Source organism: Geobacter sp. PheSNFMC (genome assembly GCF_059620965.1).
Genome location: NZ_JCAMRN010000008.1, coordinates 66,876 through 78,718, shown reverse-complemented (window position 1 = coordinate 78,718; position 11,843 = coordinate 66,876). Strand labels below are relative to the sequence as shown.

Genomic DNA, 11,843 nt, shown 5'->3' with positions numbered 1-11,843 from the left:
CCGATGTTTTTGGGGTAGATCGCCGCGATGATCCCGCCGAATGCCATGCAGAAGAAGGCGAACCGGATGTACACGCACTGCTCGCACGGCCTCATGTAGAGCCAGATCTGAAACACCGAGTGGGCCAGAATGACCATGAACAGACTCACTGCGGCCATCAGGATCCACAGAAACCGCTTGTCCTGCCAGCCGGCTATCGTTTGTATCGGGGCGGCCTTGAATGTGTTAAACATTTCCGTGGGCTTCACAACGCATCTCCTTATTTGCTCTTGAGTTCGTTGATGAGCTGCAGCATGGAATCGACGGAGGTGATCGATTTGGTCATGATCAGATACTTGCCGTTGACGACGAATGCGGGCACACCCTGGATCTTGGCGACTTCATAGGAGGCGTCCCACTCCTTCAGCAGCGCCTTGACCTTGGGGTCGTTCTTCTCTTTGTCGAATTCGGCTCTGGTCATGCCCACCGCATTGAGGCCCGTCTGCAGGTAGGCGTCAGGCCCCGCGTCCCAGCGCTCCTTCTTGTCATGGTAGGCGTTGTAGTAGGCCATCTTGGCCTTTTTCAGGAGCGACTTCTCGCTGTAAAGGTCTTTGTCCTTCAGCCCGTTCTTCTGATCCCTGACCAGCAGGACGGCAAACAGTTCGCTTCCTTGCGGGCCATACTTGCCCTTTGTCTTAAGGTGAAACGGCCTGAATTGAAGATCAGCCGGCAACCGGGGCACCACCTTGGGGGTCACCTGCTTGTCATACTTGTAGCAGAAGGGGCAGTCGTAGCTGAAAACCTTGATCAGGGTGTTCTTCGCGTTGGGAATCGGCTTTTTCAGCGTGACGTAGTCGCTCCCTTCGCTGAAGGCAAAACAGGTGCTGGCCATAAACGCAACGAGAGCGAGACTTTTGACCAGTTTTTTCGCTATGTTCCCGTACATTTGATTTCTCCTTGTGATTCCGCTTCGTTAGTGGGATTAACTTTCCATACAGGCTGCCCGCGAAGGAGCGGCCAGCTCCGTTGCGGGCAGCCTGTACGCTGTCTTAGTACTGGAAGAGAGTTTCAGGCTTTACCAGGTGGCTGCGGTAGTAGACCGCGGGCTTTTTGTCGTTGGACAGGACGAGTTCCACCTTCACCTCACCGGTCTTCGGATCGACTTCGTTGATAATCCCCTTGGTGCGCTCCGGGGACAACAGGTGGACGTTGCCGCTCAGCATCCAGTAGGTACCCTTCTCGGGGTCATACTTGACGTTGGAAGTCACCGCGCTGTACCAGTCCCACCCGCGATCCTTGCCGAACTGCCATGTCTGCTGGACGGTCATATTTTTCTCGTCGATCTTGTACTCAACGGCCCTGGACCATTTGTCGCGGGGAATGGCCGGCTGCTCATGGCCGCGGCCATCGCCGTTATCGAACACGCTGATGGTGGCGTACTGCGCGTTGTTCTCACCCCGCTCGCTCAGCCACGCGGTGTGCTGGGTAAATGACCAGTCGAATTCCGTGTTGTTGCAGGTGGCACCCGAGCAGTCGAGCTTGTTCCCTTTGCTGTCGACCGGGGTCAGCACCTTGGCCGACATATCCTTTGTCCAGCCGACATTGGGGGCCAGAATCCATTTGACCTGCTTGTCGCGCCCGACCTTGACGATGCCCTGGTGGCGCATGGAGAGAATGATCGAGTCGTCCTTCTTGTCGTAGCTGATACTGTTGATGTGCGCCCAGTTGCGGCCGGCACCGGTGGATGTGTTGTCGCCGAACGGTATGTCCTCTTTCACCTCGACCGGGTGTTCGGCGCTCATGTCGATGTTCAGGCAGACGGCCCGGGCATCAAGACCGACGATCAGGTCCTTGCGGAACTGGTTCTTACCCATGATTGCGATCAGGTCCCACTCTTCCACCACGCGCCCCCCGTCATCCACTTCAATGACGTGGTCCCGGACGGTATGCGCCACCTCCTTGGTGCCGGGAATACTGTAGTTGGTCTTGGCCACGCGGAGCAGCATGTGGCCGTTGGGCATGGGGAGCACTTCGTGGCTCAGGTCGATGTAGCCGCGCGGAAGCTTGCGGACATAGGCCTGCTCGCCCATGAGGGTGTAACGGAAGTACTTCTGGGCCATGCCGAACACCAAGTCGCCGTTGGGCATCTGGTGCATGCTCATGATGCGCCCCTGATCGTCGATGGAGCGGCCATACTTGTCGTAGAACTGCTCACTGTCGAAGAACCACCGGATCTCGCCCTTTGTGTCAACCATGTAGAGCTCTGCCGGTTCCAGCCATTCGCCCGCGCCGTGCACTTTATGGTCGGGACGTGCCCAGGCCCATTCCTTGCTGTCCGCGTTTCCCATCATGGTCAGCATGTAGAGGCGACCCTCAAAGCCTTTGACCGCCTTTGCCGAGTCGACTTTCGGCTTGACCTCGTAGCGCCCCTCCTGCATGCGTGCGGTGAAGGGGTTGGTTCTTATCTTGTAGATAGTGCTTACCTTTTTGCCGTCCAGGGTGTAGTCGACCTTGACCTGATTGACATAATCGTCATAGAGGCCGAATACGGGAATGCCGTCGTGGTTCAGCAACGCCCCCTCCGACACCGGATAGGAGATGTCGACCCCCCCACCCGGTTTTCCCAGAACCGTGACCGTGATGTTTTTGGGATCCTTCCCTTCCCGCTCGATGATAGCGGTCAGTGGTGCGACCTTGTACGGGTTGATGATAACCTTGCCAAGCTCCCCCTGGGTTTCTTTCTTGCGTTCGAAGACGGCCGCGTGCCCCTCGGGAACATAGACCGCTGAAATCCCCGTGAGCAAGACTGCGCCCAATGCGGCAGAAGAAACCACTCCTCGCAAAACGTTCTTGACCATGTGAACCTCCGTGCCCTTTCGTTTTTGCCTACCAACCACAAGCTTATCCGTTCACCACACGCACCTTTGTAGTTTATTTAACTAAACCATAGGCAACATGTCAAGCCATTTTTTTACTTATTTATTTTATTGCCGACCAAACTAAACTTACATTAAAACGGCACGACATGGGACAGGGACAGAGTACGCCCCTTTTACTGAATCGGGCAGCGCTCGGCTCCCAGGGGGATAAACGAAATACGCGATTGACGGGGGAGGCTGTCGGCAATCTGCCGGGAGAATTTCCTTGGCGTGGTGTTTACATCCAACAGGTAATGGAGTAAACTTTTTAGTTGGATTTTAGCGTGAAACAAATTCCCTGGTTTACTCTATTGCCACGGAATCGGTCGCTGAAACGGCATTACGTTGCAACAGCAACCGGAAACGAGACACCAGCGAGGCTGGGAATCGGGGGAGGAGGAGCCCTTGCCCGACGGGGACGCCAAACACATGATCAAAACCATCGAAGGCAACAAAAACAGGATCATCACCGTCACGTTCATCCTGCTGTTCGGGATGTTCTGCTTCTTTTCCCTGGCAGACCTGCATAAACGCATGTCGGACTACCGCTTTTTCGCCACCAAGATAAACGCCATCATCCAGAAGACCTATGTCAGCGAGACGTCCTACCTTAACCTGCGCATGATCAATTACGTCACCGCGATCATAGATGAACGTGGCGTGACCAATCTCATCAAAGACAGGGACAGATCAGGGCTCAAAAAGATATTCGACCCGGTGTACTGGGATTTTGCCAAAAGATTCGTGCCTGTCATATCGCTGGTCATTGTCGATTCGGAGCAACATATTCTGTACCAGAAGCTGGACACGGCCCTGAAGATGCACGCAACCGGGCTCAAGTCCACTACCCTGGAAGCCGCCATAAAAGACAGAAAGCCCGCTTACGGATTTGAGACGGATGCCTTCCCCCTGCACTACAGCATATCGGTGCCCGTGCTGGACAAGACGACAAACAGGGTGGCGGGAGCGATCGAGGTGGGGATAAATCCAGCCTGGTTCCACTTCAAGTTGCGCTGGTTCCTGGACAACATAAAAACCGCCATAGTCGTTAAAAACAAATCTCTTGACCAGGAGACAGCCTATTCATCCCTTCCCGACGAATATGCCTTCATCGTCAACCAGGACCTACGCAAGAACGACATCAGATTTTTCGAGTCAATACTGCGAAGAATAATCATGTCGAAGGATATCCTCGACTTGAAGGTCGGGGATCGCTACTACATCATCAGCACATCCCCCCTCCTTCTTACCCATCACAAGGAGGAAGCCGGCAGGCTCCTGGTCGCCTACGACATGACCGAGTTCAGAAACCGGCAATGGGGCTATATTTATGTCTGGCTCATCTTCTTTGCCAGCACAGCCTGCCTGATGCTCCTCGTGAGCTTCATCGGCTTCCGGAAGTACGAGCGGATCATCACCGACCAGGGCAAAAAGCTGGCCCATCGCTCCAAGCAGTGCGCCCTGGGAGAGATGCTCAGCTATATCGGCCATCAATGGCGGCAACCCCTCAACACACTGTCGCTCACGGTTCAGAACATCGAACTGCAGAACCGGCTCGGAAAGCTCGACGGCCCCATGCTCGAGAAGCAGGTCGCTCTGGCCAACAGGAACATCGAATACCTGACCCAGGTCATCGAGGACTGGCGGTCGCTCCTTATATCGGGAACTACCCGCCAGGTCATAGATCTGGCAGATTCGGTCAATCGCGCAATCGGCATTGTTGCGCCGGCCCTCGAGAGCTGCCGGATCCACGTGGACAATCGCATCACCGGCTCCACAAAAACTCTGGGCTTCGTCAATGACTTGGTACAGCTCACCGTAAACATTCTTCTGAACGCAAAGGACGCCTTGGCCACCCGTGAGGGAGCGCGGATCATTCAACTCTCCACCAGCGAAGAAGGCGACATCGTCACCGTCACGTTCCAGGACAGCGGGGGGGGAATCCCGGAGAGATTGCTTGAAAAGGTTTTCGAAGCCTACCTAACCACCAAGGATGATCTTGCCGGCACGGGCCTGGGGCTGTACCTCTGCCGGCAAATCGCCGAAAACCTTGACAGCGGGAAGGTCTGGGCGGAGAATCGCGAATTCGAAGTGGACGGCACCCGCCTTTTCGGCGCCTGCATCTCTCTGCAGTTCAAAAAATTATCCGAAGGAGTACCGGTTTGAACGTTGACGCGCTGAAAACCATGCAGGTAGTCTGTGTTGATGATGAGCAGGAAGCCCTTGAGCAGATGCACCTGGCACTGAACAGTTTCTGCAAGACCACCGTCTGCGTCAGCAGCACGGAGAAGGCCCTCCTGGCAATCGACGAACTCCGGCCGGACATTGTGCTCACCGACGTACGGATGCCCGGGGCCTCTGGTCTCGATCTGCTGGAGTCCGTGAAAAAGAAACATCCTTCCATTGCCGTCATCATCGTCTCGGCCCATTCCGAATCGGAATACCTGCTGGATGCCATCCGGCTCAAGGCTGACGGCTATCTGCTGAAGCCCCTCAATCTCTACGAGATGCTCGAGCTCCTCTCGAGCATAGCCACTCAAAAAACGATGAAAAAGGAACTGGACCACAAGAACTTCCTGCTGAGCCTCCTCAACTCCATCGGCGGCAAGCGGGTTCAGATCATCGAGTACATAATCAGCCACCTGGATGACGACCTCATGTTCCACGGCACCTATGACGAGGTGGCGGAAGCCCTCAGCGCCAGCAAGCCGACAGTGGTCAACGCATTCCAGATCCTCATGGAGAATAATGTACTGACCCGCGTGAAAAACGGTGTCTACAAGATGAACACGAGCATCATCGGGAACAATGGCCACTAGCCCTCTACCCATGCAGGACTCCATGCGGGAAGTGAAGTCCGCTGCCGTTCCTGCCGGCAGCTCCTGGGGTTCCTCTTGGGCTAGTGGCGGGTTCCCGGTCTTTTCGGCGTGTAGCGTCGAACTTCACGCCGGCCGACTCCCCGCAGACGTACACGACTGGCCGGCCATCTTCGGGCTTAGAGAAGCAAAAGTCCCGGCATAGTCTTGCCGTATAGTTCTCCCTCGCCGCCCCCGGAACTACCCTCCGACCATTGCCCCGAAATCCCTCTCCACCTGCCGGGGATCCTTCTCAAGCATGGCATGGACATGCCGAGACATGGGATCGGGAAAGATGTACTCGTCCCCCATCTCCACACCTGCGAGAATAGCGGCGGCAACCTCGTCCGGTGTCGCCTTGGGCATCTCCTGCCCTGCTGTCATTTTGGTGTCGACCGGACCGGGGTAGACGCCGATCACCCGGATGCCCCGGGGCGCCAGCTCGGCACGGAGCCCCTGCAGCAACGAGTGCCCCGCGGCCTTTGATGCGCAGTAAGTCCCGTTGACAGGGAGATTGACCAGGCCGATGATGGAACAGACGTTCACGATGGCTCCTCCGCCTCTGGAGGCCAGCACTGGCGCAAACTCCCGGCACATGGCCAAGGTGCCGAAATAGTTGACCTCCATCTCCAGACGGGCGTCCTCCATGGCGCTGGAGCCCATGAACCCCACACAGCGGTTTATGCCGGCGTTATTCATGACCAGGTCCACGTCACGACACTGCTCCGCCGCCCCACGTACGCTGGCGGACTGGGTCACGTCCAGCTGGAGCGCCACCACCCTGCCATCTCCGCCCTGGACCAGGTCTGCCACCGTGTCGGTGCTTCGGGCAGCGGCGTAGACCTTGGCAACACCCTCGCCCAGCAATGCCCTGACCAGAGCTCCGCCGATGCCGCCGTTGGCACCGGTAACCATAACCGTTTTACCTTTGATATCCATAATGACTCCTTTCGTGGTGCGCAGTAACAATGCCTCCAAGGCATGCTTTCATCAGGGACCCCAACTGCCAGAGAAAGTCCTCGTCGAACCCCTTGAACCTCAGACAGGGCATCGAACGCTCAGATCTTCCCAACAGGTTCCATTAATCCGGTGACGAACCGATTCACCGTGCTGACCTTCGGCATGGCCCCCTTCTGAGAAACCCTGCCAAAGGGCCGCGTAGAGGGGAGTGGAAGCCGTTGTCAGTGCCAGTGCGATGTTTTCTCCCCGTCGGGCGGAATCTGCCAGTGCATGGAGCGCCTCGCGGATGACGCCGGCGACCGGCGTCCGGCCACCTTGTTCCCGCGACGCCTGGAGCCGCACGATGCACTTCCCCATGGCCAGGGCCGCGAGCCCCCCCTCCACAACCGCAAGGTGGTCGGCATCATATCTCGTGGCCATGGAAGCCATCCGCATCACCCGGTGATGCATGCGCGCCCGCAACCGTTCCTTCGCCACAGGGGCCTCCGCCGCCGCCAGGAGCCGCAAGTCATCCACGATGGCCTTCAACAGGGAACGGAGCCGAATCGCGGGATTGATCGGGACCAGGTACCGGTAGGCAATCCAGGCGCTCCCCACTCCCATTATCATCGCCACCGCGCCGAGGGCGAGGTCGGCGGGGAGAACGGCAATGGGGACTCCCGGCTGGGTGACGAAGATGAAAAAGAGCGTGGCGTCGGTGGCGCCGATGGCTGTTCGCCGGTACGACATGGCAAGGACGCCAAGCAGGACGAAGGGGGCGATGGCTGCGCCCATGACCAGCGGATCGGTTACCCCGGCAAGGAGTGCCACCCGGCAGACAACGGCGGCTGCCGAACCGATGGCCGCTCCGCAGAAAATCTGTCCCACAAAGTGGGCGGGATGCTCCTTGGTGGAAAAGATGCTGATCATGATCCCTATGGCCATGAGCATCAGGGGTCCCTTTGCCCAGCCGGTGAGTGCCCAGGTGCCCCCCACCACCCAGATGGTCCCGAAGGCGCGAAGCGCCGCCCGGCGGGCCTCCCGCCAATCCCGATGATGAATGAACAGGTTCGCTGGCTGCGGGGCGAAGGGGCCGGCCATGGTGCCGTCGCCGGCCAAAACGGGCCGGAGCGAGGCGACAATGTCGTTCAGGGATTCCCCCAACAGGGGGAGGTGCGTTTGTACCTCGGCCGCTGCCGCCGCCATTTCGGCGGTGCAGTTTACCGTTGTCGGGCTTTCCAGCCCGCGGGCGGCCTCATCCAGGCGCCGACCGAGCTGATCCCGCCAGCAGTCCTGGCGGCGGTCTCCATCATCGTGCCGGGAAAGCCCTTCCCCTGCCAGCCGCCCTACTGCCAGGAGGGAGAGAAGCGCCGCGATGAGTCCCTGGGTGTGGCGCTTCTGCTTCTTGAGCCGCAACGATCCGGCCCCGGCCGCGTCCAGGAGTTCCTCGACCTCCGCAATTCCGATGAGGATATCCTGCTCCCGCCGTGCCAACGCATACACCCGCCCCTGGCGCAGCAGCAGCGCCAGCCACGCGATGCTGTCCGCCGCAATCCGACGCAGGCGGCTTTCAAGACCGTCGCCGGACTGGCGGGGGGTGAAGAGGGCGGTCACCGCCGTTGACACGATGATGCCGACAACGATGCAGGCGACCCTCCCGAAGGCGATGCCCACGAGATGGGGAGGGTTCTGGTAGGCGCTCATGGCCACCACCACGCAGGTACACGCCGCCATCATGAAGGCGTAGGAGCGCAGGCCGTACAGGAGGTTACCGACCCCCACGCACGCGGCGACCCAGAAGGAAAGCGCCATGGCAAGCACCAGGGGGGAATCCGTGGAGAGAAGGAGCAGGAGCCCCGCCGCGGAGCCGATGACCGTCCCGACCAAGCGGTAAAAGCTCTTCTCGAACAGGAGGCCCCGGGTCGGCTGGATAACGATGAGGGCCGTCATGGCTGCCCAGTAGGGGTTCTCCAGCTTCAGGTGCACGGCGACCGCCAGCGCCGCGAGGGCAGCAGCCGTTCCCCGGCCGGCACTGACCAGATGGGGCCAGTGTTGGTCGATGAAGCGGCGGATGACGCCTGACATCACCGTTTTCCCCTCCGCCGGGCATCACCCACCGTGGACTCCAGGCGCCCGATGACCTCCGCCACCCGGGCGATATCATCATCACTGAAGGGACTGAGGAGATCGTCTTCAAGGGTCGTCACCGTTGCCCGGATCCGGGTCACGACCTCTCGCCCCTCGGGGGTCAGGCGCAGGAGCTTTGCCCGGCGATCCGCAGCATCCTCCGACCGCTCGACAAACCCCTTGGCGACAAGGGTGTCGAGGAGCCGAACGAGGGAGGGGCCCTCGATACCGACGGCTGCCGCCAGATCCTTCTGGCGGCAGCCGTCACCGAGGAAATCGAGATGCAAGAGGGGGCGCCACGTGGCGTCGGTCAGCCCCGCAGACTGGAACTGGGCGTCGAGGATCTGACGCCACCGCCGCGTCAGGAGCCCGAGGCGGTACATGAGGGTGCTGCGGTCGATTGTCGCGTCAAATATGGTCATACACAATTAATAGCATACTATTTATTTGTCTGCAATTTATTTTCGGTATTCTCGCACTACCCTGTAATCACCCCCGGCGATTCCCTGTCGGGACAATACCCCTCTTTTCCAAAAAGCGCTTGCAAATCACCGGGTAGAACCGCATAGTTCCCATGCTCGGACATGAAGGTTCACGGAAAAGGAGCGATGGCCATGAAGATTCGCAAAAAGATTCTCGATTTCGAGTACGAAGAGGTTCTCGATGCCCGGACCCGGGAGTTGATCCGGGTCGGCTGCGCCGTGGCGGTGGGGTGCCCCACCTGACTGAAGAAACACTTCGCGGCCGCGAAGGAAGCCGGCGCCACGGACGCCGAACTGAAGGAGGCCCTGGCCTACGGGATCATCGCACCATCGGGGCGGGCCAAGAATTTCGTGCTGAACATGGCCGGGGAACTGGAACTCGGCGACTGACGGCGAGGGAAAAGAATGACGAGGAGAGGGTTCAGGGCACGGTACGCAAGGGAACGGAGCAAACGCGTCTCCATCCGCCGCAACGTAATGAACCTGTCGCTGCCGGTGCTCCTTTCCTCGCTCTTCCAGCGGCTCGTGGCCATCGTCGACATCTTTCTCGTGGGCGGGTTGGGAGCCGCGGCCATTGCCGCCACGGGGCTCGGCCAGCTCCTGGTCTTCGTGACAATGACCGTGTTCTGGGGGCTTGCCACCGGCACCACGGTAGTGATCGCCCACCTGCGAGGAGCGGGACAGCGCCGGGAAGCGCGGCGGGCAGCCTTTGCGGCGTGTCTCGCCTGCGCCGGCATGACGGCGGCGGCCTCCGCGCTCGGCTGGTGCTTCAGCGACGACCTGGCCGCGTTCCTCGGTGCCCGGGACGACGTGCTCCACCTGGCAGCCGGCTATACCCGGCTGGTCTTCCTCTATCTGGCCTTTACCACGGGCCTCAACATCCTTTCGGCCATCATGCACGGCATCGGCAACACCCGCACGCCCATGCAGGCCATTATCCTGGTCAACATCCTCCACGTGCTCATCGCCTGGCCCCTCATCTACGGCAAGCTCGGCCTCCCCGCCCTGGGGGTCACCGGCGCGGCCATCGCCATCAACGCTTCCGAGGCCATCGGCTTTCTCTACCTGCTGGTGCAAGCCCTGAGGCTGGATTACATCCGCATCGGCCGACCCGACACGGGACTCATGGGCCGCATCTGGCGGGTGGGGTGGCCCGTTGCCCTGGAGCGGATTGCCCAGCAGGGGGGGCAGCTCTTCTACTCCAAGTTCATCATCGGCTACGGCACTGCCGCCTACGCAGCCCACCAGATCGGGCTCTCCATCGAATCCCTGTCATTCATGCCGGGTGCGGGCATGGGAATCGCCGCCGCCACCCTCATGGGGCAGGCCCTGGGGGCAAAAAAATACCGCCGGGCGCGGATCAGCCATCGTGAGGCCCTGCGTCTGGCGGTCATTGTCATGGGGACCATGGCGGCCGTGTTCCTGACCGTGCCCGGACCGCTCATCGGGCTCTTCACCCGGGACCCGGCGGTCATCGAAAACGGCATTGTGTTCCTGCGGCTGGTGGCCTTCGCCCAGGTGCCGCTGGCCATCTCCTTCGTCTATGCCGGGAGCCTGCGCGGCACCGGCGACACCTTCTACGTCTTCCTGGTCACCCTCGGCGTCATGTGGGGGGTGCGGGTCTTTCTCTCATGGGTGGCGTCCGACTGGCTCCACCTTTCCCTCTACGCCGTCTGGGGCGTCTTCGTGATCGACTGGTACGTGCGGGCCGCCGCCTTCTGGTGGCGGTACCGCCGGCGGGACCTGCACGCGGTCATCATCTGACCTGAAACGGGCTCGGCACGGGATTGCGAAGAGCCGCCCGTTCCCTACTTCTGCACCCACCTGCCGTTCTGGAGCTGTATCCACCACCCCGGCCGGGCCTCCTCCCGCCTGGTGTCGGCATAGGTCGCCGCCGCCTTGGGGAGCACCTGGCCAAGGGCCTGCTTGGATTCCTTCTGCTTGTTGAGCCTGATGATCGCCCGGGCCATGCCGGTAATGACGGTCTTGCGGTTGTCGTTCTCGGCCTTGACCACCGCGTCGTCGCCGGGAGCCGCCTTTGCCGCGTCCCTCATGGTCACGAGCCCCTGATTGGTCTCGCCCACGACCCCCTGCGCCCGGAGCTGGTCGAGCTTGGGCAGGCGCGCCCGCATCTCGTCATAGGCCTTGAGCACCTCAGGCATGCTGGACAGCTCCACGGCCAACTGATCCGCATAATCGTCGGCTGCCCAGGCTTCGGTCACCAGCGACAGGGACGGCAGGCTGTTCCACAGGCGGCTCTGGGGCTTGTCCGCCGGCGGCTGCCCCTCGGCCGGCTTCCGGTCGGGCGCGGGCTTCTGCTCCCCCTCCCGTCCCAGGAGCATGTCGTCCAGCGACTTGTAGGCCTCCTTGACGGCCTTTTCGGGAAAATAGACATTCACGGTAATGATGGCGCAGGCGGCCAGAAGGCCGCAGAGCCCCAACAGGGTTCCGGTGAAAAGCTTCCTGATCATCGCGTCCTCCTTGCTGAGTAGCTATCGTGCACTATACCACATGAAGCCCCGATTGGAAGGCCTGCGCCGGCG

11 protein-coding genes are annotated in these 11,843 nt (G+C 60.2%); 4 read left to right on the top strand and 7 right to left on the bottom strand.

The features are described from left to right. From AC6CDK_RS03315 to AC6CDK_RS03305, 3 genes are all read right to left on the bottom strand, one after another. Positions 1–248 (bottom strand): disulfide bond formation protein B (locus AC6CDK_RS03315; RefSeq protein ID WP_496639712.1); only part of this gene is annotated, 248 nt, incomplete at its 3' end. An 11-nt stretch (positions 249–259) separates the two neighbouring features. Next, the gene (locus AC6CDK_RS03310) at positions 260–925 is read right to left on the bottom strand and encodes a thiol:disulfide interchange protein DsbA/DsbL (RefSeq protein WP_039646336.1); all 666 of its coding nucleotides are present in this window, start codon (positions 923–925) and stop codon (positions 260–262) included. A gap of 103 nt (positions 926–1,028) precedes the next feature. Beyond that, positions 1,029–2,837, bottom strand: a complete 1,809-nt coding sequence (locus AC6CDK_RS03305) for an aryl-sulfate sulfotransferase (RefSeq protein WP_192905657.1) — start codon at positions 2,835–2,837, stop codon at positions 1,029–1,031. A gap of 489 nt (positions 2,838–3,326) precedes the next feature. On the opposite strand from AC6CDK_RS03305, the gene AC6CDK_RS03300 reads away from it, so the two are divergent. Further along, a complete protein-coding gene (locus AC6CDK_RS03300) occupies positions 3,327–5,063 on the top strand; it encodes a sensor histidine kinase (RefSeq protein WP_066358420.1) in 1,737 nt (578 codons plus the stop codon). Then, positions 5,060–5,716 (top strand): response regulator, encoded by a 657-nt coding sequence (locus AC6CDK_RS03295; protein ID WP_039646922.1) that lies wholly within the window; start codon positions 5,060–5,062, stop codon positions 5,714–5,716. Before AC6CDK_RS03300 ends, AC6CDK_RS03295 begins: the two co-directional genes overlap by 4 nt. A 237-nt stretch (positions 5,717–5,953) precedes the next feature. Here AC6CDK_RS03295 and AC6CDK_RS03290 read toward each other — a convergent pair whose 3' ends face one another. The 3 genes from AC6CDK_RS03290 to AC6CDK_RS03280 all read right to left on the bottom strand — a co-directional run bounded on the left by AC6CDK_RS03290 (position 5,954) and on the right by AC6CDK_RS03280 (position 9,240). Then, positions 5,954–6,691 (bottom strand): SDR family oxidoreductase, encoded by a 738-nt coding sequence (locus AC6CDK_RS03290; RefSeq protein ID WP_039646924.1) that lies wholly within the window; start codon positions 6,689–6,691, stop codon positions 5,954–5,956. 99 nt (positions 6,692–6,790) lie between these two features. Beyond that, a complete protein-coding gene (locus AC6CDK_RS03285; RefSeq protein WP_192905658.1) occupies positions 6,791–8,776 on the bottom strand; it encodes an FUSC family protein in 1,986 nt (661 codons plus the stop codon). Further along, positions 8,776–9,240 (bottom strand): MarR family winged helix-turn-helix transcriptional regulator, encoded by a 465-nt coding sequence (locus AC6CDK_RS03280; RefSeq protein WP_039646926.1) that lies wholly within the window; start codon positions 9,238–9,240, stop codon positions 8,776–8,778. The genes AC6CDK_RS03285 and AC6CDK_RS03280 overlap by 1 nt, the downstream gene beginning before the upstream one ends. Before the next feature lie 192 nt (positions 9,241–9,432). Between AC6CDK_RS03280 and AC6CDK_RS03275 the strand changes: the two genes are divergently transcribed. Further along, on the top strand, positions 9,433–9,690 hold the full coding sequence (locus AC6CDK_RS03275) for a GSU3128 family (seleno)protein (RefSeq protein ID WP_255296099.1): 258 nt from the start codon (positions 9,433–9,435) through the stop codon (positions 9,688–9,690). Positions 9,691–9,705: 15 nt separating this feature from the next. Next, the gene (locus tag AC6CDK_RS03270; protein WP_039646928.1) at positions 9,706–11,064 is read left to right on the top strand and encodes an MATE family efflux transporter; all 1,359 of its coding nucleotides are present in this window, start codon (positions 9,706–9,708) and stop codon (positions 11,062–11,064) included. A 44-nt stretch (positions 11,065–11,108) separates the two neighbouring features. On the opposite strand, the gene AC6CDK_RS03265 is transcribed toward AC6CDK_RS03270, so the two are convergent. Then, positions 11,109–11,771 carry a YdbL family probable chaperone protein gene (locus AC6CDK_RS03265; protein WP_192905659.1) on the bottom strand — a complete coding sequence of 221 codons (663 nt, stop codon included), beginning with the start codon at positions 11,769–11,771 and terminating at the stop codon, positions 11,109–11,111. Positions 11,772–11,843: the final 72 nt, after the last annotated feature.

What these genes read in the sequence shown, in the direction of transcription:
- AC6CDK_RS03280 (WP_039646926.1), bottom strand. Translation starts at nt 9,240, where the DNA reads ATGACCATATTTGACGCGACAATCGACCGCAGCACCCTCATGTACCGC.
- AC6CDK_RS03265 (WP_192905659.1), bottom strand. Translation starts at nt 11,771, where the DNA reads ATGATCAGGAAGCTTTTCACCGGAACCCTGTTGGGGCTCTGCGGCCTT.
- AC6CDK_RS03310 (WP_039646336.1), bottom strand. Translation starts at nt 925, where the DNA reads ATGTACGGGAACATAGCGAAAAAACTGGTCAAAAGTCTCGCTCTCGTT.
- AC6CDK_RS03290 (WP_039646924.1), bottom strand. Translation starts at nt 6,691, where the DNA reads ATGGATATCAAAGGTAAAACGGTTATGGTTACCGGTGCCAACGGCGGC.
- AC6CDK_RS03305 (WP_192905657.1), bottom strand. Translation starts at nt 2,837, where the DNA reads ATGGTCAAGAACGTTTTGCGAGGAGTGGTTTCTTCTGCCGCATTGGGC.
- AC6CDK_RS03300 (WP_066358420.1), top strand. Translation starts at nt 3,327, where the DNA reads ATGATCAAAACCATCGAAGGCAACAAAAACAGGATCATCACCGTCACG.
- AC6CDK_RS03285 (WP_192905658.1), bottom strand. Translation starts at nt 8,776, where the DNA reads ATGTCAGGCGTCATCCGCCGCTTCATCGACCAACACTGGCCCCATCTG.
- AC6CDK_RS03270 (WP_039646928.1), top strand. Translation starts at nt 9,706, where the DNA reads ATGACGAGGAGAGGGTTCAGGGCACGGTACGCAAGGGAACGGAGCAAA.